Origin of the sequence: Streptomyces mangrovi (assembly GCF_900114215.1) — a bacterium.
Lineage (GTDB): Bacteria > Actinomycetota > Actinomycetes > Streptomycetales > Streptomycetaceae > Streptomyces > Streptomyces barkulensis.
Genome location: NZ_FOSG01000008.1, coordinates 1 through 22,237 on the forward strand (window position 1 = coordinate 1; position 22,237 = coordinate 22,237).

The 22,237-nt window shown below is 72.5% G+C and carries 18 protein-coding genes and 2 rRNA genes; 12 read left to right on the forward strand and 8 right to left on the reverse strand.

Annotated elements, in window-relative coordinates; genetic code table 11:
- Positions 1-162 (forward strand): 23S ribosomal RNA (locus tag BM237_RS30530); the annotation flags it as partial.
- 70 nt (positions 163-232) lie between these two features.
- Positions 233-349, forward strand: a 5S ribosomal RNA gene (gene rrf / locus BM237_RS12985).
- A gap of 360 nt (positions 350-709) precedes the next feature.
- On the opposite strand, the gene BM237_RS12990 is transcribed toward rrf, so the two are convergent.
- The 5 genes from BM237_RS12990 to BM237_RS13010 are packed head-to-tail and all read right to left on the reverse strand — an operon-like array spanning position 710 to position 6,219.
- Complete coding sequence (locus BM237_RS12990; RefSeq protein WP_093849778.1) at positions 710-2,020, reverse strand: DUF58 domain-containing protein; 1,311 nt, start codon at positions 2,018-2,020, stop codon at positions 710-712.
- A gap of 18 nt (positions 2,021-2,038) precedes the next feature.
- On the reverse strand, positions 2,039-3,031 hold the full coding sequence (locus BM237_RS12995) for an AAA family ATPase (RefSeq protein ID WP_093849996.1): 993 nt from the start codon (positions 3,029-3,031) through the stop codon (positions 2,039-2,041).
- A complete protein-coding gene (locus tag BM237_RS13000; protein WP_093849779.1) occupies positions 3,001-4,227 on the reverse strand; it encodes a DUF4350 domain-containing protein in 1,227 nt (408 codons plus the stop codon). The genes BM237_RS12995 and BM237_RS13000 overlap by 31 nt, the downstream gene beginning before the upstream one ends.
- Entirely contained in the window at positions 4,224-4,916 is a 693-nt protein-coding gene (locus tag BM237_RS13005) for a DUF4129 domain-containing protein (protein WP_093849997.1), read from the reverse strand. Before BM237_RS13005 ends, BM237_RS13000 begins: the two co-directional genes overlap by 4 nt.
- Positions 4,917-4,971: 55 nt before the next feature.
- Positions 4,972-6,219, reverse strand: coding sequence for a DUF7847 domain-containing protein (locus BM237_RS13010; RefSeq protein ID WP_093849780.1), 1,248 nt, complete (start codon positions 6,217-6,219; stop codon positions 4,972-4,974).
- A gap of 150 nt (positions 6,220-6,369) precedes the next feature.
- Here BM237_RS13010 and mtnA point away from each other — a divergent pair, with 150 nt between their 5' ends.
- The 7 genes from mtnA (at position 6,370) to BM237_RS13045 (ending at position 14,943) form a co-directional block, all read left to right on the forward strand.
- Positions 6,370-7,560 carry an S-methyl-5-thioribose-1-phosphate isomerase gene (gene mtnA / locus BM237_RS13015; protein ID WP_093849781.1) on the forward strand — a complete coding sequence of 397 codons (1,191 nt, stop codon included), beginning with the start codon at positions 6,370-6,372 and terminating at the stop codon, positions 7,558-7,560.
- Positions 7,557-8,234, forward strand: a complete 678-nt coding sequence (gene mtrA, locus BM237_RS13020; RefSeq protein WP_014061181.1) for a two-component system response regulator MtrA — start codon at positions 7,557-7,559, stop codon at positions 8,232-8,234. Before mtnA ends, mtrA begins: the two co-directional genes overlap by 4 nt.
- A gap of 1 nt (position 8,235) precedes the next feature.
- Positions 8,236-10,200, forward strand: coding sequence for an MtrAB system histidine kinase MtrB (mtrB, locus tag BM237_RS13025; RefSeq protein ID WP_093849782.1), 1,965 nt, complete (start codon positions 8,236-8,238; stop codon positions 10,198-10,200).
- Positions 10,178-12,070 (forward strand): LpqB family beta-propeller domain-containing protein, encoded by a 1,893-nt coding sequence (locus BM237_RS13030; RefSeq protein WP_093849998.1) that lies wholly within the window; start codon positions 10,178-10,180, stop codon positions 12,068-12,070. Before mtrB ends, BM237_RS13030 begins: the two co-directional genes overlap by 23 nt.
- A 10-nt stretch (positions 12,071-12,080) precedes the next feature.
- Entirely contained in the window at positions 12,081-12,833 is a 753-nt protein-coding gene (locus BM237_RS30305) for a ComF family protein (RefSeq protein WP_342746232.1), read from the forward strand.
- A gap of 504 nt (positions 12,834-13,337) precedes the next feature.
- The gene (gene hpf / locus BM237_RS13040) at positions 13,338-14,042 is read left to right on the forward strand and encodes a ribosome hibernation-promoting factor, HPF/YfiA family (protein ID WP_093849783.1); all 705 of its coding nucleotides are present in this window, start codon (positions 13,338-13,340) and stop codon (positions 14,040-14,042) included.
- A gap of 148 nt (positions 14,043-14,190) precedes the next feature.
- Positions 14,191-14,943, forward strand: coding sequence for a response regulator (locus BM237_RS13045; protein WP_093849784.1), 753 nt, complete (start codon positions 14,191-14,193; stop codon positions 14,941-14,943).
- Between the two features lie 61 nt (positions 14,944-15,004).
- Here the strand turns inward: BM237_RS13045 and BM237_RS13050 are convergent, their stop codons facing one another.
- A complete protein-coding gene (locus BM237_RS13050) occupies positions 15,005-16,174 on the reverse strand; it encodes a winged helix-turn-helix domain-containing protein (RefSeq protein ID WP_093849785.1) in 1,170 nt (389 codons plus the stop codon).
- Between the two features lie 87 nt (positions 16,175-16,261).
- Positions 16,262-16,843: a GNAT family N-acetyltransferase gene (locus tag BM237_RS13055; protein ID WP_093850000.1), complete on the reverse strand. Its 582-nt coding sequence runs from the start codon at positions 16,841-16,843 to the stop codon at positions 16,262-16,264.
- 190 nt (positions 16,844-17,033) lie between these two features.
- On the opposite strand from BM237_RS13055, the gene secA reads away from it, so the two are divergent.
- Positions 17,034-19,865, forward strand: a complete 2,832-nt coding sequence (gene secA, locus BM237_RS13060) for a preprotein translocase subunit SecA (protein ID WP_093850001.1) — start codon at positions 17,034-17,036, stop codon at positions 19,863-19,865.
- 158 nt (positions 19,866-20,023) lie between these two features.
- On the opposite strand, the gene BM237_RS13065 is transcribed toward secA, so the two are convergent.
- Entirely contained in the window at positions 20,024-20,446 is a 423-nt protein-coding gene (locus BM237_RS13065; protein ID WP_093849786.1) for an Rv3235 family protein, read from the reverse strand.
- 303 nt (positions 20,447-20,749) lie between these two features.
- On the opposite strand from BM237_RS13065, the gene BM237_RS13070 reads away from it, so the two are divergent.
- Positions 20,750-21,265: a DUF6912 family protein gene (locus BM237_RS13070; protein ID WP_093850002.1), complete on the forward strand. Its 516-nt coding sequence runs from the start codon at positions 20,750-20,752 to the stop codon at positions 21,263-21,265.
- Between the two features lie 93 nt (positions 21,266-21,358).
- A complete protein-coding gene (locus tag BM237_RS13075) occupies positions 21,359-22,042 on the forward strand; it encodes an HAD family hydrolase (protein WP_093849787.1) in 684 nt (227 codons plus the stop codon).
- The last annotated feature ends 195 nt before the right edge of the window (positions 22,043-22,237 follow it).

Below are 22,237 nucleotides of genomic sequence, written 5' to 3' on the forward strand. Positions count from 1 at the left end.
AACCGCTGAAAGCATCTAAGCGGGAAGCCTGCTTCGAGATGAGGACTCCCACCTCCTTTGAGGGGGTAAGGCTCCCGGGAGACGACCGGGTTGATAGGCCGGAGATGGAAGCTCCGTGAGGGGTGGAGTTGACCGGTACTAATAGGCCGAGGGCTTGACCGTAGATGTTCGCGTCCACTGTGTGGGTTCTGAGACCACGACCCGCCGGCCGGCGGTTGTTGTTTCATCGTGTTTCGGTGGTCACAGCGAGAGGGAAACGCCCGGTTACATTCCGAACCCGGAAGCTAAGCCTTTCAGCGCCGATGGTACTGCATGGGGGACCGTGTGGGAGAGTAGGACACCGCCGAACAATTTGTGAAGCCTCGGTCTTCGAGTTTATGACTCGGAGACCGAGGCTTTTTCGCGTTGAGGCCCGCACGCCGTGTCGCCAGGATCGGCGGAGAGCTGCCGACGGTGAGCAATTGGTCGGCGTCTATATGAGCCCTGAGCAGCGGGGTACGGGACTGGCGGCAGCTCTTCGAGGCGGCTGTCGAGTGGTGATGGGTCCGCCCGGTGGTGAACGGGGTCCGGCCGTACCTGCCACGAGGACAATCACCGGGCGGATGCCTTCCACCCCGGGCGGAGGCCTTCCACCGCCGCCGTGGTTTCCGGCGGGCTTCGGCGTTCACAGCTCACGAGCTGGAGCTGCCCAGGCCTCGGCGCTGAGGGCTCAGAGGCGGCCGGCGGCCTTGAGGGCGATGTAGGCGTCGGCCAGGGCCGGGGCGAGTTCGTCGGGGGTGGCGTCCACGACGGTGACGCCGTGGCGGCGGAGCCGGGACGCGGTGTGGCGGCGTTCGGCCTGCGTCCGGGCCGCGGCCGCGGCTCCGTAGACGGCGTCGAGTGTGCCGCGCGCGGCGGCCATCTCCTCGATGCGAGGGTCGGCGACCGACGCGACCACGACCGTGTGGCGCTGGGTGAGGAGTGGGAGGGCGGGGAGCAGGCCCTCCTCCACAGGGGAGGGGTCAAGGCCGGTGAACAGGACGACGAGCGAGCGCTGAGGAGCGTTGCGGAGGACGGTCGAGGCCATGCCCCGGGCATCGGACTCGATCAGTGCCGGTTCGAGCGGTGCCATCGTCGTGACCAGGGCGGGCAGCAGATCGTGGGCGGTGCGGCCCCGGACCGTGGCGCGCACCTGGCGGTCGTAGGCCAGGAGGTCGAAACGGTCGCCCGCGCGGGCCGACAGGGCGGCCAGCAGCAGTGCGGCGTCCATCGCGGCGTCGAGGCGCGGGATGTCACCCACGCGGCCGGCCGAGGTGCGTCCGGTGTCGAGGACGGCCAGGATGCGGCGGTCGCGTTCGGGGCGCCAGGTGCGGACGGCGACGGAGCTCTGACGGGCGGTGGCACGCCAGTCGATGGACCGGGTGTCATCGCCCGGGATGTACTCACGGAGACTGTCGAACTCGGTGCCCTCGCCGCGGGTGAGGACGCTGGTGCGCCCGTCGAGTTCGCGGAGCCGGGAAAGCCGTGCGGGGAGGTGCTTGCGGCTGCTGAAGGGGGGCAGGGCGCGCACCGTCCAGGGGACGGAGTGACTGCCCTGGCGGGCGGCGAGGCCGAGCGGGCCGTACGAGCGTACGGTGACGCGGGCGGCGTGATGGTCGCCGCGCCGGGTCGGGCGCAGCCGGGTGGTGAGGAGGCGGCGTTCCCCGCCGGGCACGGTCAGCCGGTGCCGGGAGGCGGCGATTTCGGAGCCGGCGGCCCAGACGCCGGGTGGCCAGGCGTCGCGGAGGTGTGCGCGGAGCGGGCGTCCGGCGGGGTTGGTGACGATGAGCCGGACTTCGGCGGACTCACCGAGTCGAACTGATGTATCACCGGAACGGGTGAAAAGGAGCTTTCGGACTGGTGTCGCACGTCCCAGGTCGTACAGGATTGCGAGTAGCAGGGTGAGTTCGACGGCGAGCAGGCCGGTCCAGCTCGGGAGCAGGAAGCCGACGAGGAGCGCGCCGAGGGCGGCGATAAGGGCTGTACGTCCGGTGAGAGCCATCGGTCGGTCCGTGTCGCCTCAGCGGGGCACGGGAACATGGGCGAGCAGCGAGGAGATCACGCTGTCAGCGGTGACGCCCTCCATCTCGGCCTCGGGGCGTAGCTGGATGCGGTGCCGCAGGGTGGGCAGGGCGAGTGCCTTCACATCATCGGGGGTGACGTAGTCGCGTCCGGTGAGCCAGGCCCAGGCTCGGGCGGTGGACAGCAGCGCGGTGGCACCGCGGGGTGAGGCGCCCAGGGAGAGCGAAGGGGATTCACGGGTGGCACGACAGATATCGACGACATAGCCGGCGACTTCGGGGGAGACGGACGTCTTGGCGACCGAGGCCCGGGCCGCGTCGAGTTCCGCGGGGCCGGCCACGCGGCGTACGCCGGCGGCGGTGAGGTCGCGGGGGTCGAAGCCCTCGGCGTGCCTGGAGAGAACCTTGATCTCCTCCTCCCTGGAAGGCAGCGATACCTGGAGTTTGAGCAGGAACCGGTCGAGCTGGGCCTCGGGGAGAGGGTAGGTGCCCTCGTACTCGACGGGGTTCTGGGTGGCGGCCACCAGAAAGGGGTCGGGGAGCTTGCGTGCGGTGCCCTCGACGGTGACCTGCCGCTCCTCCATGGCTTCGAGCAGGGACGCCTGCGTCTTCGGAGGGGTGCGGTTGATCTCGTCGGCGAGAAGCAGGTTGGTGAAGACCGGACCGGGCTGGAAGGAGAACTCGGCCGTGCGGTTGTCGTAGATGAGCGAGCCGGTGACGTCGCTCGGCATCAGGTCGGGGGTGAACTGGACACGCTTGGTGTCGAGTTCGAGTGTGGCGGCCAGGGCTCGCACGAGGAGGGTCTTGGCGACGCCCGGGACACCCTCCAGCAGTACGTGTCCGCGGCAGAGCAGGGCGACGACGAGTCCGGTGACGGTGGCGTCCTGGCCGACCACGGCCTTGGAGATCTCGCCGCGCAGAGCCTCGAGGGCGGCGCGGGCGCTGTCTGCGGAGGGGGCGGTCACGGGGTGCGGTCCTTGTCTCTCGGAGATGGGGTGATGCGGCGTTCGAGGAGGTCGAGCCGTTCGACGAGCCGGACGAGGGCTTCGTCGTCGGCGGGGGCCGGGCCGAACAGAAGGCCGTGGATCTGGATGGCGTCGTCTCCGGTGCGGGCGGCGACGGCCGGGCACAGGGCTTCGGAGCGGTGGGCCTGTGCGGTGGGTACGCCGGCGAGAGGGGCGATCCGGGTGCGGGTGGCCGAGCGCAGGGCTTCGGCGGCGCGTTCGCGCGCGTTCGCCCGGCGGTAGAGGCGGGCACGGCCCTCGGTCGCCTCGGACGCCGGGACGGCCACGGGCAGCCGTTCGGGGACGAGAGGACCCAGGCGCCTGGCCCGCCAGAGTGCGGCGAGGACCGCGGCGATCGCGAGCTGGAGGGCGCCCCACCTCCAGCCGGAGGGGATGAGGTCGATGAAGCTCTCGTTGCCGCCGTCGGTGGCGGTGGCGTCGTCCAGGGAGGGGAGGTACCAGACCAGATGGGGACGGGAGCCGAGGAGTTGCAGGGCGAGCGAGGCGTTGCCGTGGTCGTCGAGGCGGTGGTTGTACAGCAGGTCCGGGGCACCGAGTACCACGGTGTCGCCGTCGCCGGTTTCCGCGGGGAGCCGCAGCAGGGTGGGCAGCTCGCCGCTGGGGTAGCAGGCCTCGACCGAGGCGGCGGAGGTGGTGTAGGTGATGCCGCCGAGTTCGGCCGCGCCCGCGCGCCGGGCGTACAGGGCGTCGCAGCCGGGGCGGAGCACTTCGACGGAGGTGGGCTCCACGGCGCGTACGTCCGGGGCCAGGGCGCCCAGCGAGGCGGGGCCAGGGGCCAGGAGGACGGTGCGGCCTCCGCTGTCGGAGGTGGCTGCGCGCAGCGCGGACTGCTGACGTGTGCTGAGCAGGTCGGGGTTGGCCACCAGCAGTGTGGTATCGGGCCCCAGCGCCTCGGTGGCCTCGGTGATGCCGGTGGCGACGGTGGTGTCCACGCCGCGGTCGGCGAGGAGTTCCGCGGTGGCGCGGCTGCCGTAGCGGTCGGCGGAGCGGGGGTCGAGCAGTCCGTGCTGTTCGCCGGAGCGGAGGGCGGCGATGACCAGACCGGCCAGCGCCAGGACGGCAGCCGCCAGCAGCAGACCGCGGGCGCGCCCCCACAGTTGGCGTGCGGTGGGCGATACCGAGGTGGCCGCGCCGGTGGAAGGCGTGGACGGTGCGGTCGTCATACGGCGCCTCCGCCGGGGGCCGCGGGTGCGGGACGGTCGCCGGCCAGGCGGGGCCTGCTGTGCCGGACGGCTTCCTCGAGGTCCCGCAGCCTCAGGTACGCGGCCTGGTCGGCCGGGCGTTCGGCGTATGTGACCTCGTCGAAGGCGAGGGCGGCGGCGTACAGGGCCGTGGTGTGGTCCGGGAGGACCCGGGCGGCTTCGGCCGCGGCCTCGTCGGCGGTGCGGCCGGGGCGGGGATCGAGCAGGGCGCGTTCTTCCAGGGAGCGGACGAGGGCGCGCATCCTCTCCTGGAGGGCCTCGCTCCAGCGGGCGGCGGAGGCGTACCGCTCGGCCTCGGCGCGGTGCTCGTCGGCGCTGCGCGGGCGGTCGTCGAAGAGTTCACCGCGCCCTGCGGATCCGGGCGCGCGGCGCAGCGCGCCCATGCGCAGCCGCAGGCCGACCAGGAGGAGCACGACGAGCAGGGCGACGACCATGAGGCCGACCCAGCCTCCGGGGGTGGCCTCCGCGGCGGCGTCGAGGAGGTCGCCGATCCGCTCCCACACCCAGTCGAGAAGACGTCGCAGCAGGCTCGGGTCGTTCTCGTGGTACATGGGCTTGGACAACTCGTCCTCGGCGGCCTCGCGCGCCGGGGTGCGCGGGATCGTCACCGGCACCCCGTCGTCCGAGCCGTCCGAGTTGTCGGAGCGCATGGCGAACGAGGTCTCCCGTACCGCCGTGCGCACGCCCGCGGACCGCGTCACCACATCAGTTCCCCGGGGTGGTGCCGTCGGTGTGCCGCTCATGGCCGGGGATCCCCGCGGCGCGGGCGAGTTCGAGGTCGAGGGCCTCGCGGCGGATGCGCTGGTCCATGTAGAGGAGGGCGGTGACGCCCGCGCTGAGCGGGAGGGTGACGGTGGAGGCGAGGACCGCTCCGATGCCGATGACGATCAGGTAGGTCCAGGTGATGTCCGCGATGCCGCCGGTCATGAAGCTCTCGATGCCGTCGCCGCTCAGTACGGGGGCCAGGAAGGAGGCGGGAAGCTGGATGATCATCCCGATCATGGAGACCAGCACGACGGTGAGGAGCTGGATGCCGAAGATGCGCCACCAGGAGTTCCGCACGAGTTTGGCGGAGCGCCGGAGGGAGGCGAGGACACCCTGCCGCTCCAGCATGAGGGCTGGCGCGGAGAGGCAGTAGCGGACCCACAGCCAGACGGCCGCCACGGTGCCCGCGATGCCGCCGAGGAGGCCGATGCCTATGCCGGCCAGCTCCGACCCCGCCGCGCCGAGGAGGATGCCGGGCAGGAAGCCCAGGGTGACCGCAGCGGTCACGATCAGCCCCACCAGCAGCGTCAGTCCGAGCAGGCGGGCGAGCTGCGGCCGGGAGTCGCGCCAGGCCTCCCCGATGGACACCGGGCGGCCCAGAACGGCGCGGCTGACCACCACGGTGAGCATCGCGGTGGCGATGACCGTGCCGATCAGGGAGGCCAGCAGTTCGACGCCCAGGGCGCTGAACGTACCGCTGAAGGCGTCCAGCAGCTCGTCCCTGGTCGGTTCGGCCTTGGTCTCCAGTGCCTGGAGGCCGCTGTTGTCCCGCATCCAGACGCCGGTGGCCACGGTGGAGGCGAGCTGGATCATGATCGCGACCGCGAGCGATATGGCCAGGACCGTCCGCCAGTGGGCCCGTGCGGTGGAGACCGCCCCGTCCAGGATCTCGCCCACGCCCAGGGGACGGAGCGGGATGACGCCGGGTTTGGCCGCGGGCGGCTGGTTCCAGTTTCCCCAGCCGGGTCCGCCCGGCGGCGGGGGAGGGGGAGCGCCCCAGCCCTGCGGGGCGGCGGGCGGCTGCTGCGGCGACCAGCTCGCGGGCGGCTGCCGCGGCGGGGTCCTGTCCGTGGGCACCTTGTCGGCGGGCTGCCCGGAAGTACCACCGCCGGATGTGCTCCCACCGGACGCGGGGGGAGGATCGGAGGGGGAGGATCCGGGCGAGGCCCAGCCCGGAGAGTCACTCACAGCGGTTCACCTCGTGTTCTCGCGGCCTGTTCGTGGGGATGTATCGGCTGGTTGGCAGCCATCGTGCCATGGGCCGCCGCGGAACGGCGCGGGCCCCGTGGCTCCCGGCTGCCTTCGACTGATGGCCGGGAGAAGGGGCAGACTGTCCGAATGGTTGACCAGACTGAGGAACGATCCACGGCTTCGGCACCCGGTGACGTACCGGTTCCCGTTCCCTCGCTGCGCTGGGAGGAACCCCCCGAGGGGCCGGTGGTGGTGCTGCTCGACCAGACCCGGCTCCCCGCCGAGGAGGTCGAACTCGTCTGCACCGACGTGCCCGCCCTGGTGGAGGCGATCCGCTCGCTCGCGGTGCGCGGGGCTCCGCTGCTGGGGCTGGCGGGCGCGTACGGCGTCGCGCTGGCGGCCGCCCGCGGGTACGACGTGACCGATGCGGCCGAGCAGCTCAGACACGCGCGTCCGACCGCGGTCAACCTCGGGTACGGGGTGAGCCGGGCCGAGCGGGCCTTCCGGGTGGCCGCCGACGGCGGCGCGGGATACGAGCGGGCGGCCGCCGCGGCGCTGGCCGAGGCCCGCGCGCTGCACCGCGAGGACGCCGCGGCGAGTGAGCGGATGGCCGCGCACGGCCTGGCGCTGCTGGGCGAGCTGCTGCCGGGCGGCGGCTACCGCGTCCTCACCCACTGCAACACCGGGGCGCTGGTGTCCGGCGGGGGAGGCACCGCGTTCGGGGTGGTGCGGGCCGCGCACCGCGCCGGCGAGCTGCGCAGGCTGTGGGTGGACGAGACCCGGCCGCTGCTCCAGGGGGCGCGGCTGACGGCGTACGAGGCGGCCCGGGAGGGCATGGCCTACACGGTACTGGCGGACAACGCGGCCGGTTCGCTGTTCGCGGCGGGCGAGGTGGACGCGGTGCTGATCGGCGCGGACCGGATCGCGGCCGACGGCTCGGTGGCGAACAAGATCGGCAGCTATCCGCTGGCGGTACTGGCCCGCTACCACCATGTGCCGTTCGTGGTGGTAGCGCCCATGACCACGGTGGACCTGGAGACGGCCGACGGGGGTTCGATCGAGGTGGAGCAGCGGCCCGGCCACGAGGTGACGGAGTTCGCGCCGCCGACGGTGCCGGGGGCCGGGGCGGAGCCGGGCAGCGGCATCCCGGTGGCTCCGCTGGGTGCGCAGGCGTACAACCCGGCCTTCGACGTCACTCCGGCGGAACTGGTGACGGCGATCGTCACCGAGCGGGGGGTGGTCTCACCGGTCACGGGGGACGCGCTGGCCGAACTGTGCTCGCCCTCACCGTCACCCCGGGAAAAGTCACGATCGGGTAATGGGATGATGGACGCATGAAGGGACGCGTCCTGGTCGTCGACGACGACACCGCACTGGCAGAGATGCTCGGCATCGTGCTGCGCGGCGAAGGCTTCGAACCGTCGTTCGTGTCGGACGGAGACAAGGCCCTCGCCGCCTTCCGCGAGACCAAGCCCGACCTCGTGCTGCTCGACCTGATGCTGCCGGGCCGGGACGGCATCGAGGTGTGCCGGCTGATCCGCGCCGAGTCCGGGGTGCCGATCGTCATGCTCACAGCCAAGAGCGACACCGTCGACGTGGTGGTGGGCCTGGAATCGGGAGCCGACGACTACATCGTCAAGCCGTTCAAGCCCAAGGAGCTGGTGGCCCGCATCCGGGCGCGGCTGCGGCGGTCGGAGGAGCCCGCGCCCGAGCAGCTCGCCATCGGCGATCTGGTCATCGACGTGGCGGGGCACTCGGTCAAGCGCGACGGGCAGTCCATCGCGCTGACCCCCCTGGAGTTCGACCTGCTGGTGGCCCTCGCCCGCAAGCCGTGGCAGGTCTTCACCCGCGAGGTGCTCCTGGAACAGGTGTGGGGCTACCGTCACGCGGCGGACACCCGGCTGGTCAACGTCCATGTGCAGCGGCTGCGATCCAAGGTCGAGAAGGACCCGGAGCGGCCCGAGATCGTGGTGACCGTACGCGGCGTGGGGTACAAGGCCGGACCAAGCTGACATGTGGCGTGGCGGTCGATTCCTCCCGGACGGGCTGCTGTCCGAAGGGGCGACGGGCAGCCGGGCGCACCCCCTGTTCCGGATGTTCGTCCGCTGGGTACGGCGCCCGCTGCTGGCCGTGGCACGGCTGTGGCGGCGCAACATCCAGCTACGGGTGGTGACCGCCACGCTGCTGATGTCCCTCGCGGTCGTCCTGCTGCTGGGCCTGGTCGTCATCGGCCAGGTCAGCAACGGGCTCCTGGACGCCAAGCAGCAGGCCGCGCGGAGCCAGGCCGCCGGCGGCTTCGCGGTGGCCGAGCAGCTGGCCGACGACGCGGCCGACGACGCGGCCTCGGGGGGCGCCGGCAACGTCCGCGGCGGGCGCCAGGACACCGGCACCTGGCTGAACGACCTGGTGACGCAGCTCGCCAGCGGCGGCCAGGGGGTCTACTACCTGGTGGCGCTCAGCTCCGAGGAGGGACCGGACACCTTCGGCACGGACGAGGGGTCGGGCAGCCACGGACCCCGTGCGTCCTTCGACCTCAAGCCCGAGGAGAGCGTGTCGCCGCAGCTGCGGGAGGCGCTGGACGAGAGCCCCGACACCTACGAGCAGTACGGCACGATCGTGCTGGAGGGCGGCCGGACCGAGGCCGCGCTGGTCATAGGCAAACGCCTGAACGACCCCAACGGCGACCCGTACCAGCTGTACTACCTCTTCCCGTTCCAGCAGGAGGAGAAGTCCCTCAGCCTGGTCAAGGGCACCCTCGCCACCGCCGGGGTCTTCGTGGTGGTGCTGCTGGGCGCCATCGCCTGGCTCGTCGTGCGCCAGGTGGTCACTCCCGTCCGGATGGCCGCCAGGATCTCCGAGCGGCTCGCCGCCGGACGTCTCCAGGAGCGGATGAAGGTCAGCGGCGAGGACGACATCGCCCGGCTGGGCGAGGCGTTCAACAAGATGGCGAAGAATCTCCAGACGAAGATCCAGCAACTGGAGGAGCTGTCCCGGATGCAGCGCCGCTTCGTCTCGGACGTCTCCCACGAGCTGCGCACCCCGCTCACCACGGTGCGGATGGCCGCCGACGTCATCCACGAGGCGCGCGACGAGTTCGACCCGGTGACGGCCCGCTCGGCCGAGTTGCTGCTGGGGCAGCTGGACCGCTTCGAGTCGCTGCTGGCGGATCTGCTGGAGATCAGCCGCTTCGACGCCAAGGCGGCCGCGCTGGAGGCCGATCCGGTGGACGTGCGCGATGTGGTCAGGCGCGTTCTGGAGGGTGCGGAGCCGCTGGCCGAGCGCAAGGGCAGCCGTTTCCTGGTCCACGGCGACGAGCGGCCGGTCGTGGCGGAGGCGGACGCCCGGCGCATCGAGCGCGTGCTGCGCAACCTCGTGGTCAACGCGGTCGAGCACGGCGAGGGCCGGGACATCGTGGTCCGGCTCGCCTCGGGCGACGGCGCGGTGGCCGTGGCGGTGCGCGACTACGGGGTGGGTCTCAAGCCGGGCGAGGCCAACCGGGTCTTCAACCGCTTCTGGCGCGCGGACCCGGCTCGTGCCCGCACCACCGGCGGCACCGGCCTGGGCCTGTCCATCGCGGTCGAGGACGCCAGGCTGCACGGTGGCTGGTTGCAGGCCTGGGGCGAGCCGGGTGGCGGTTCGCAGTTCCGGCTGACCATTCCGCGGATCGCGGGCGAGCCGCTGCGCGGCTCGCCCATCCCCCTGGAGCCGGCCGACTCCCGCCGCCGGAGAGAGGCGGCCCGCGCCCCGTCCGGCGGGGCACACGCCTCCGTGCCGCACCCGGCCCCGTCCTCGGGGGCCGTGCGGGAGCCGCACCGGTCGCCCGGCGTCGCCGCCGCGCCGCCGGGGAAGTCCGGGGCCGCCGGGAGCGGCCAGGGCGGTTCGGGCGGTCCGGGCAGCGGAGAGTCGGAGGCGCGGAGCCGGACGGCGACGGAACCGGAGGAGGAGCAGGGTGGACATGGCGACCGGCAAGGCGACTGAGCGTCCGAGCGAGGGCTTCCGCCCTCCCCGCTCCTCCCGTACGCGCCGCGGGTCCGCTGCGGCGCTCGGTGCTCTCGTCCTGCTGCTCGCCGGGTGCGCTTCGATGCCCTCCGAAGGGGAGGTCCGCAAAGTGGACCCCCTCTCCCGGGCCGACACCGACTCCCAGGCACGGGTGTTCGGAGTGAGCCCGCGCAAGGGCGCGGAGCCCTGGCAGATCGTGCGCGGCTTCCTGGAGGCCACCACGAGTGACGAGCCGGAGTTCGCCACCGCCCGCGAGTACCTCACCGGCAGGGCCGCGCACGGCTGGGACCCCTTCGCCCGTACGACGGTGCTCGACGTCGCCCCCACCGTGTTCGCCTCCGGTCCTCCCCCCGCCGGTGAGGAGGGCGGTACCACCCTGGAGGTGACCGGTCCCACCGTCGCGCTGGTGGACAGCGAGCACGCCCACCAGCCCAGCGACGGGACGTACCGGGAGACGTTCCACCTCGTCCGGGTCGGCGGGGAGTGGCGCATCGACCGGCTGCCGGACGGGCTGGTGGTGGCCGAGGCCGACTTCGAGCGCAACTACGAGTCGGTCAACACCTACCACTACGCCGACCTGGGTCCGGACACCGGCGCGGTGACGCGGGGCGACGATGTCCTGGTCGCCGATCCGGTCTACGTCCGGGAGCGCATAGACCCGCTGACCGAGGCGGTGGAGGCGTTGCTGGACGGCCCGACCGGCTGGCTGGCCCCGGTGGTCGGCTCGGCCTTCCCCGAGGGCACGCGGCTCGCCCACGGCGCGAGGGTCTCCCCGAACGACTCCGGCACGCTGACCGTTCCGCTGGTCGTGCGCGACGGGAAGGGGCGTGAGCGGCCGCTCAGGGTGGGCAGCGCCCAGTGCGACCGGATGGCCGCCCAGGTGCTGCACACCGTGGACGGCCAGGTGTCGGCCAGGACCTCCCGTGTCCGGCTGACCAGGGGAGAGGGCGGCACGGAGCTGTGCTCCCTGACCGCGGACGAGGCCGAGGCGTACGCGCCGGGCCGGCTGGGCGGCGACGGCGGCGGCCAGTACTTCGTCGACAACCGCGACCGGCTGGCCGTGGTGCTGGGCGACGGCGACCGGACCGCGCCCGTCGGAGGCCCGTTCGGCACGGGGCGGACCCGGATGGGCGCGGTCTCGGTGAGCCGGGACGAGAAGCGCGGTGCGGGGGTGTCACTGGACGGCCGGTCGCTGTTCGTCGCCCCGCTCACCGCCGACACCGGACTCGGCGACCCCGTCGTGATCAGCGGCGCGCAGCGGGAGAAGGACGGGCTGACGGCTCCGAGCTGGGACGGACTCGGTGATCTGTGGGTGGCCGACCGCGATCCGGACAGGCCCCGGCTGCTGTGGCTGCGCGGGGGCCAGGAGGAGGCGAGAGAGGTCGAGGTGGCCGGTCTCGGCCGCGGCCGGATCGAGGCGCTGAGGGTCTCCTCGGACGGTGTGCGCATGGCGCTGTTGGTCAGTGAGGGGGACCGGACGACCCTCCGGCTCGGACGCATCGAGCGGGAGGAGTCCGAGGACGGGGATCCCCGGGCGACCGTGGAGGGGCTGCGGCCCATAGCGCCGCGGATGGAGGAGGTGCTGGACGCCTCCTGGGCGGGTGACAGCAGGCTGGTGGTCGTCGGCCGGGAGTCCAAGGGTGTACAGCAGTTGCGCTACACGGCGACGGACGGCTCCTCGGCCGGCCCCTCGACGCTGCCCGGGCTCAACGGGGTGACCGGTGTGGCGGCCTCGGAGAACGGCGACAAACCGCTGCTGGCCGACACCGGGGAGGGCATCGCCCGGCTTGATCGCGCCGAGTGGGAACTGGTCACGGACGAGGGGTCGATGCCTGTCTACCCGGGGTAGTCATCCCGGTATGTTCGGTATGCGGGAATGGTGGCGGGAGCTGACGGATCTGGTGCTGCCGGCCGACTGCGCCGGGTGCGGCCTGCCGCGCACCGGCCTGTGCGCGCGGTGCGGTGGGCTGCTGCGCGGTTCCCGCCCGTGGCGGGTGCGGCCGGACCCGCCACCGGACGGCCTGCCGCCGGTCCACGCGTGCCTGGCCTACGCCGACGAGGTGCGGGCGGTGCTGCTCGCGCACAAGGAGCGCGGCGCGCTGCGGCTGGCCGCTCCGCTGGGGGCGGTGCTGGCCGGTGCGGTGCGGGCGGCGGCGGAAGAGGTGGCACCGGAGGAAGTGGCACCGGAGGAAGTGGCACCGGGGGGAGCGGCACGGGGGAGCGCGGGACCGCTGTTGCTGGTGCCGGTGCCCTCGGCACGGCGCTCGGTGGCGGCGCGCGGCCACGACCCGGTACGGAGGATGGCGCTGGCGGCGGCCGGTGAGCTCAGACGCGCCGGCCGGCCGGCACGGGTCCTGCCCGTGCTGCGGCAGCGGCGCACCGTGGCGGACCAGGCGGGGCTGGACGCCCGGCGGCGCCTGGCCAACCTGGCGGGCGCACTGGACACGGCAGCCGGTGCGGGGCGGCTGCTGGAGCAGGGCCCGGTGGTCGTGGTGGACGACCTGGTGACCACGGGCGCCTCGCTGGCGGAGGCGGCGCGGGCACTGAGCCGGGCGGGCGGCGCGGTGGCCGGCGCGGCGGTGGTGGCGGCAGCACGGCCCGACGCCCCTTAGCGCCGCGTCTGCCACGGTGCGCCCCGCCCGCCCCGCCCGCCGCTCCCGCACCGGTGTGCGGGCGCTCACCCGGCAGGCGGTTCGCGGGGGCGTACCCCGGCCGGGAATGGGCAGTGTGGTCCGTACGGGTGGAACCGCCGGCGGGAGGGCCCTCCCTCCCCTCCGTGGTTCCCGTCGTGAGGGCGAAGCCGCCCACGATCGGAGGTACGTGCCGACAGGGGGTGCCGAGTTTCCCCCGGCGGAGGTAGGTTCGGTTGTGAGGAATGGCGAGAGTCGTTCCGTACGGCGGGACATGTGCGCTCCATGGCGTTCGCCCGGCTTTGCTGGCCGTTCCCCCGGAAACGGGAGGATGGTGATCTTCCCGACCGGGGAGGAGGAGGTGAAAGTCGCAACCCGACGTAGGGCCGAACGGTGACGGGCAGGAGCCCGTACCTTTCGGACTCAGTGCACAAAGGGCGTGCTTCGCCGCTCAGGCTGCGGAGGCGCCCGGGAACGGAGTTCTGCGTGGACATCGTCGTCAAGGGCCGTAAGACAGAGGTGCCGGAGCGGTTCCGCAAGCACGTGGTCGACAAGCTCAAGCTGGACAAGATCCAGAAGATCGACGCCAAGGCGATCCGCCTCGACGTCGAGGTGTCCAAGGAGCCCAACCCGCGTCAGGCCGACCGCTCCGACCGGGTCGAGATCACACTGCGCTCCCGCGGTCCGGTGATCCGCGCCGAAGCGGCGGCGGCCGATCCCTACGTGGCGCTGGATCTGGCCACGGAGAAGCTGGAGTCGCGGCTGCGCAGGCAGCACGAGAAGCGGGTCTCCGCGCGGAAGGGGAACGGCCACCACCGGATCCCGGCGCGCGACGTGGCCGTGACCGTGCCGAACGCGGCGACCATCGGCGAGGACGGCCGGCTCGGACCGCAGCGCACGGCGGTTGAGGAACCGCCCGCCACCACCAGGGTGGGACCGCTGGAGGTCCAGGGGGAGGGCCCCCTGGTCGTCCGGGAGAAGACCCACGCGGCGGCCCCGATGTCGTTGGACCAGGCCCTGTACGAGATGGAGCTGGTCGGGCATGACTTCTACCTGTTCATCGACTCCGAGACCAAGCTGCCGAGCGTCGTCTACCGGCGGCACGGTTACGACTACGGCGTCATCCATCTGGAACCCGATCCGTTCGTGGAGGAGGCACCGCAGGGCGCCGGAGGCGCTCTGGGTGGCTGATAACAGTCGCTGACACCGCGCACCGGACCCGCCCCCGGCCGAACGAGGAATTCGGCCGGGGGCGGGGGCATGGAATCATGGCCACGTCCAACCGGCGCCCTGCATCGGCCGGTTGACGCTGCGTAGCCTGGCTGCAGGGGGAGGAACGATGGCGGACAGCTTCGGGCCGGTGGCGCCCGGTGCGCGGGACGGTGGCCGCGGCGCCGCCCCCGCGGCCACGGGGGCGGCGGACCTGCGCAAGGAGCCCATCCGAGTCCTGGTCGTCGACGACCACGCCCTCTTCAGACGCGGACTGGAGATCGTCCTCGCACAGGAGGAGGACATCGAGGTCGTCGGCGAGGCGGGGGACGGGGCCGAGGCCGTGGACAAGGCCGCCGACCTGCTTCCCGACATCGTGCTGATGGATGTGCGGATGCCCCGGCGCGGCGGTATCGAGGCATGCACCTCGATCAAGGAGGTGGCCCCCAGCGCGAAGATCATCATGCTGACGATCAGTGACGAGGAGGCCGACCTCTACGACGCGATCAAGGCGGGGGCCACCGGCTACCTGCTCAAGGAGATCTCCACCGACGAGGTCTCCACCGCGATCCGCGCGGTCGCCGACGGGCAGTCGCAGATCAGCCCGTCGATGGCGGCCAAACTGCTCACCGAGTTCAAGTCGATGATCCAGCGCACCGACGAGAAGCGGCTGGTGCCCGCGCCGCGCCTGACCGACCGGGAGCTGGAGGTGCTCAAGCTCGTGGCCACCGGCATGAACAACCGCGACATCGCCAGGGAACTCTTCATCAGCGAGAACACCGTGAAGAACCACGTCCGCAACATCCTGGAGAAGCTCCAGCTCCACTCCCGGATGGAGGCCGTGGTCTACGCGATGCGGGAGAAGATCCTGGAGATCAGGTGAGACGGGCCGGTCCGCCGCACATGCCCGCGGCGGACCGGGCGCACCAAGGGGGCCGGGCGCGTCAGTCGAGGGCCGCGGTGAGGGCCGCGGCCAGCGCCGGGTCGTCGCAGCGCTCGACGCGGACCGCGTCGCAGCCCACCCACCCCGCCGCCTCCCGCAGTGCCCGTGCCATCGGCTCCACCGCCCCGCGCCCCGCCATCGACACCTGCCGCGCCACCAGCGTCCTTCCCTCGCGGGCCGGATCGACCCGGCCCAGCAGCCGTCCCCCCGACAGCAGCGGCATCGCGAAGTAGCCGTGTATCCGCCGCGCCCTGGGTACGTACGCCTCCAGCCGGTGGGTGAAACCGAAGATCCTCTCGGTGCGCCCGCGGTCCCAGATCAGCGAGTCGAACGGCGACAGCAGTGTGGTGCGGTGCCGCCCCCGGCCTCCGGACGACTCGGCCTCCAGCGCCGCCGGGTCCGCCCAGGCGGGCCTGCCCCAGCCCGCCACCTCCACCGGCACCAGGCCCGTACCGGCGACGACCGCGTCGACCTGCTCGCCCTTCAGCCGGTGGTAGTCGGCCAGGTCCGCGCGGGTGGCCACACCCATCGCCCGCCCGGCCCGGGCGACCAGCCGGCGCAGGCACTCGTGGTCGCTCAGGTCGTCGTGGAACAGCTCGCCGGGGACGGCGCGCTCGGCCAGGTCGTACACCCTCTTCCAGCCGCGCCGTTCGGCGCAGACCACCTCGCCGGTGTCCAGCAGCCACTCCACCGCGATCTTCGTCTCGGACCAGTCGTACCACTCGCCGCCGTTCTTCGCGCCGCCCAGCTCGGTGGCTGTCAGCGGGCCGTCGGCCTTCAGCCGGTCCCGTACGGCGGCGCAGGAGCGCTCGGAGTCCTCCATGCGGTGCCAGCGGTGCCCCCTGGCCCGGAACGCCCGGCGCCGGAACGCGAAGTACGGCCACTCCTCGACCGGCAGGACGCAGGCGGCGTGTGACCAGTACTCGAAGGCGCGCCCTCCCGTCCAGTACGCCGCCTCCACCGTGTCGCGGCCGACCGCGCCCAGCCGGGCGTACGGCACCAGCTCGTGGGAGCGGGCCAGCACCGAGATGGTGTCCAGCTGCACGGCTCCCAGGCGGCGCAGCACCCCCTCCACCCCGGCCCGGCGGTCCGGGGCTCCCAGCAGTCCCTGTGCGCGCAGCGCGATCCGGCGGGCCTCGTCGGCGGAGAGCGAGAGTGAGACGGTGGTCATGCGCCCGACGATAGAGCCTGCCACCGACAGCGGACCCGGGAACGGCCGGAGCCCGTCGGCGGATCCCGCCGGCGGCGGGCGCGGTTCCTACGGCGCGGGCAGGTAGGGCACGGCCGCCGTCAGCCCCCGGTCCGAGGGCAGCAGCGACGCCACCCAGGCGTCCCGCCGGGTCCCGCGGAAGGTGATCCGCGCCCGCAGGGTGCCCTCCACCACGAAGCCCAGCCGCTCCGCCACGGCCCGCGATCCGGTGTTCCCGGCCTCGGCGAACCACTCCAGCCGTTCCACGCCCAGCTCGCGGAAGGCCCAGTCGGCCACCGCCCGCGCGGCCTCCACGGTGTACCCGCGGCCCCGCCACTCCTTGGCCGTCCAGTAGCCCAGCTCCGCCAGGCGCCCCTCCGGGCCGGGCGGTGTGATGCGCACCAGCCCCATCGAGCCCACCAGCTCCCCGTCACGGGTGAAGACACCGAAGTTGTACGCGGTGTCCTCGCGCCAGCCCGCCGGGCCGATGTTGAGCACGAACTCCTGCGCGTGCCGCCGCTCGTACGGCTGGGGGAGGGTGGTCCAGCGCAGGATGTCCGGGTCCTGGCAGGCGGCGTGGACGGCGGGAACGTCCTGCGGCTGGAAGGGACGCAGCAGGAGGCGCTCGGTGCCGAGGGTGACGGGTCGCATGGAGATGATTGTGCCGGTCATCCAATCGGGCGGAACCGGCACCTTCCGAGTCTCCGGCACGTTGGGGGGTACAGGGGCCGGTGCCCCTCGCATACGATGGCCGGTGCGGCTGGGCCCGACGCAAGGAAGAGGCCCGCCGTGCCAGAGCACCCAGACCGTGCCCGGCCCGACCGGCAAGGAGCCAGCCTACGTGTCCGTCTTCGGCAAGATCATGCGTGCAGGTGAAGGCAAGATCCTGCGCAAACTGCACCGCATCGCGGACCAGGTGTCGTCGATCGAAGAGGATTTCGTCAACCTCACCGACGCCGAGCTGCGGGCGCTCACGGACGAGTACAGGGAGCGCCTCGCCGACGGAGAGTCCCTGGACGACCTGCTGCCCGAGGCCTTCGCGACGGTCCGCGAGGCGGCCAAGCGCGTACTCGGCCAACGCCACTACGACGTGCAGATCATGGGCGGCGCCGCCCTGCACATGGGCTATGTCGCCGAGATGAAGACCGGTGAGGGCAAGACGCTGGTGGGCACCCTGCCCGCGTACCTCAACGGCCTGTCGGGCAAGGGCGTCCACCTCATCACGGTCAACGACTACCTGGCCCAGCGCGACTCCGAGATGATGGGCCGGGTCCACAAGTTCCTGGGGCTGACGGTCGGATGCATCGTCGCCAACATGACCCCGGCGCAGCGCCGCGAGCAGTACGCCTGCGACATCACCTACGGCACCAACAACGAGTTCGGCTTCGACTACCTGCGCGACAACATGGCGTGGTCGAAGGACGAGCTGGTGCAGCGCGGCCACAACTTCGCGATCGTCGACGAGGTCGACTCGATCCTCGTCGACGAGGCCCGCACCCCGCTGATCATCTCAGGCCCGGCCGACCAGGCCACCAAGTGGTACGGCGACTTCGCCAAGCTGGTGAAGCGCCTGGAACGCGGCGAGCCCGCCAACCCGCTCAAGCAGCAGCCGGAGACGGGCGACTACGAGGTCGACGAGAAGAAGCGCACGGTCGCCATCCACGAGTCCGGCGTGGCCAAGGTCGAGGACTGGCTGGGGATCGACAACCTCTACGAGTCGGTCAACACCCCGCTGGTGGGCTACCTCAACAACGCGATCAAGGCCAAGGAGCTCTACAAGAAGGACAAGGACTACGTCGTCCTCGACGGCGAGGTCATGATCGTCGACGAGCACACCGGCCGCATCCTGGCCGGCCGCCGCTACAACGAGGGCATGCACCAGGCGATCGAGGCGAAGGAGGGGGTGGAGATCAAGGACGAGAACCAGACGCTCGCCACGATCACCCTCCAGAACTTCTTCCGCCTCTACGACAAGCTCTCGGGCATGACCGGTACGGCCATGACCGAGGCCGCAGAGTTCCAGCAGATCTACAAGCTCGGCGTGGTGCCGATCCCGACCCACCGGCCGATGATCCGCAAGGACCAGTCGGACCTGATCTACCGCACCGAGGTCGCCAAGTTCGACGCGGTGGTCGACGACATCGTCGAGCGGCACGAGAAGGGCCAGCCGGTCCTGGTGGGCACCACCTCGGTCGAGAAGTCCGAGTACCTGTCGCAGCAGCTGAAGAAGCGCGGTGTGCCGCACGAGGTGCTCAACGCCAAGAACCACGAGCGCGAGGCCGTGATCGTGGCCCAGGCGGGCCGCAAGGGCGCCGTCACGGTCGCCACCAACATGGCCGGCCGCGGTACCGACATCAAGCTCGGCGGCAACCCGGACGACCTCGCCGAGACCGAGCTGCGCGCCAAGGGCCTGGACCCGGTGGAGAACGCCGAGGAGTGGGCGGCGGCCCTGCCCGGGGCCATGGAGCGCGCCGAGCAGGCCGTCGCGGCGGAGCACGAGGAGGTCGTCGACCTCGGCGGCCTGTACGTGCTGGGAACCGAGCGGCACGAGTCGCGCCGCATCGACAACCAGCTGCGCGGCCGGTCCGGCCGCCAGGGCGACCCGGGCGAGTCCCGCTTCTACCTCTCGCTCGGCGACGACCTGATGCGGCTGTTCAAGGCGCAGATGGTCGAGCGTGTGATGTCCATGGCCAACGTGCCCGACGACGTCCCGATCGAGAACAAGATGGTCACCCGCGCCATCGCCTCGGCGCAGTCGCAGGTCGAGCAGCAGAACTTCGAGATCCGCAAGAACGTCCTGAAGTACGACGAGGTCCTCAACCGGCAGCGCGAGGTCATCTACGGCGAGCGCCGCCGCGTCCTGGAGGGCGAGGACCTGCACGAGCAGATCATCCACTTCATGGACGACACCATCGACGCGTACGTCCAGGCCGAGACGGTCGAGGGCTTCGCCGAGGAGTGGGACCTGGACCGGCTGTGGGGCGCCTTCAAGCAGCTCTACCCGGTGACGGTCACCGTCGAGGACCTGGAGGAGGCCGCCGGGGGCCGCGACGGCATCACGGCGGACTTCATCGCCGACGCCATCAAGGACGACATCCACGAGCGGTACGAGGAGCGCGAGAAGCAGCTCGGCTCGGAGATCATGCGCGAGCTGGAGCGCCGTGTGGTCCTCTCCGTCCTCGACCGCAAGTGGCGCGAGCACCTGTACGAGATGGACTACCTCCAGGAGGGCATCGGCCTGCGCGCCATGGCGCAGCGCGACCCGCTGGTGGAGTACCAGCGTGAGGGCTACGACATGTTCGTCGCGATGATGGACGGCATCAAGGAGGAGTCCGTCGGCTACCTGTTCAACCTGGAGGTCCAGGTCGAGCAGCAGGTCGAGGAGGTGCCGGTCGAGGAGGCCGGACCCGCCCCCTCCCTGGAGAAGGCCCCGCAGGAGGAGGCCGTCGCCGCGGGCGGGCGCCCGGCGATCCGGGCCAAGGGCCTGGAGGCCCCGCAGCGTCCGGACCGGCTGCACTTCTCCGCGCCGACCGTGGACGGCGAGGGCGGTGTCGTCGAGGGCGACTTCGCCAGTGGCGAGGACGGCGGCCCGGTCCGCTCGCCCGCGGACGGCATGACCCGCGCCGAGCGCCGCAGGGCCCAGAAGGAGAAGGGCCGCCGCCGCAAGAAGTGACCCGGCGACCGCCGCCGCACGCCGGGCGGCGGTCCGCTTCGAGGCCGGTCCGGGGCCGGGTGTCCGAGGAGGACACCCGGCCCCGCGGTGTTCCCCGGGCCGCACGGGCCCCCGCGTTCCGCACGGCGCGGTCGGGGCGGTCGGGGCGGTCCCGCCGGTCAGGACACGGTGTCGAGTTCGACGGCGGAGCACAGCCAGCGCCGGTCGCGGGAGCGCTCCAGGCGGAAGGCCACAGCGCGCAGCCGGTCGCCGGCGGCGATCCGGGCGAACGCCTCGACCGCGCCGGGGCAGGGCTGCGACCAGCCGACCTCCCGGACCACCGGAGCCGGTCCGCCCGCCTGTGCCGACCGCAGCGGGGTCAGCGGGGCGAGCCGGACCAGTTGTTCGTACGCCTCGTCGCGGGTGTGGCCGAGCAGCAGATGCACCGGCCGCAGACCGCTGAGCACGAGCACCAGCCGGTGTGCGAACCAGTAGGGCGGCAGCCGGTCGCGTTCGCGCTGCCGGGCGGCGAGCAGGGCCGAGCGGGCCGGCCGCCGGGAGTCCCGGCGGCCGGGAGGGGCGGTACGGCTGGTGGGCGGCATGGTCTCTCCCCGTGGTCTGGTGCGGTCTCCCGCACGTCGATCCGCTTACTGGGCGGTAACTTCCACCCCGGTTTCTACTGGGCCGCCCGCGAGGCGGCAACGACCGATGGACGGTGGCGGCGGACTGTGTGCGTTTCACCCGTCCGGTGGAGAAACCGCCGGAGCTTGACGGTGGGGGCCGCTGACCTGCGCCGTCGACCGGTGCGGGCGAGCGGGGCCGAGCGGGACCGGGGGCGTTCGGCGCGCGGGAGCCGCCGTATGCTGTCGGAACACCCGGAGCGGCCTTACACGAAAGTGGTGGCGATGCGCGTCTATGTCCCCCTCACCCTGCCCGGCCTGGCGGCCGCGCACCGGGCGGGCGAGCTCGGCCCCGGCCCGCTGACCGCCTACGCGGTCACCCCCGGGCTGCGCGAGTGGTACGTCTCGGACGACATCGAGGAGCTGGAGTACGCCGCGCTCGGCCGCGCCGCGCAGGCCTCGCTGCGGCTCCTGGCCGTCGCCCCGGACGCCCCGCGCCGCCGGGTCGTGGTCGCCGTCGACGTGCCCGACCGCGAGGCAGTGGCCGACCCGGACCGCGGTCTGGACCCGGCCGCGCTGGGCGAGGTGCGCATCGAGCGGGCCGTGCCGCTGGACCGGGCCGCCGCCGTGCACGTCGACGGGGACGAGGCGGAGGCGGACGTCGCAGCGGCGGCACAGGCGCTGGGCGCGGCCGACCAGGGCGACGACGACGCCCGCTTCACCGTGGACGGGGCGGACGACCACGAGCTGCTGTGGTACGCCACCCAGGAGATCGGCGGCGTCGTGGACGAGCTGGGCTGAGCCCGCTCCCGGCCGGCACCCGGCCCGGCTCCCGCGGTCCCCGCGCGCCGGCCGCGCCTGTCGCCTGTCACACCCACCCCGTACCGTCGGGGTATGGACTCGGGCACGGGGAGAGCCCACATCGTGTGGGACTGGAACGGCACGCTGCTGCACGACATCGACGCGGTCATCGCCGCGACCAACGCCGCCTTCGCCGAGATAGGGCTGCCGCCCATCACGCTGGAGCGCTACCGGGAGCTGTACTGCGTACCGGTGCCGCGCTTCTACGAGCGGCTGATGGGAAGGCTGCCCACCGACGAGGAGTGGGCCGGGATGGACGAGGTCTTCCACCGGCACTACTTCGCGCGCGTGGAGCAGGTGGGGCTCGCCGAGGGCGCGGCGGAACTGCTCGCCGCGCGGCGGGAGGCCGGGCTGACCCAGTCGCTGTGCTCCCTGGCCCCGCACGACCATCTGGTGCCGCTGGTGCGCAGGCACGGCATCGAGGAGCACTTCGTCCGGGTCGACGGGAACCTCGGAGGCGGCAGCGGGTCGAGTACCGGCAAGGCCCGGCAGATGGCGGCGCACGTGACGGCGCTCGACGGGTTCGATCCCCGCCGCACCGTGGTGGTCGGCGACGCGGTGGACGACGCGGTGGCGGCCGCCGCCGTGGGCGCGCGGGCCGTGCTGTACACCGGCGGCTCGCACAGCAGGAGCAGCCTCCGGGCGGCCGGGGTGCCGGTGGTGGACAGCCTCACCGAGGCGGTGGAGGTGGCCGAGTACGTGATCGGCGAGCACTGACAGCGCCGTGCACCGCCGTGTGCCGCCGTGCACCGCTGTACGCCGCGCCGCCCGCGGCCTGCCGGAAGCTGTCCACAACGTCCAACTCCGACCCCTGGTTTTGTACACATACTGTCCATGACGGGGCCCGGCCGAAGAGGGGTAGCCTAGCCGCGTGATCAGCGAGACACCCGCGGGAGGCAGTGCCGCCTCCCA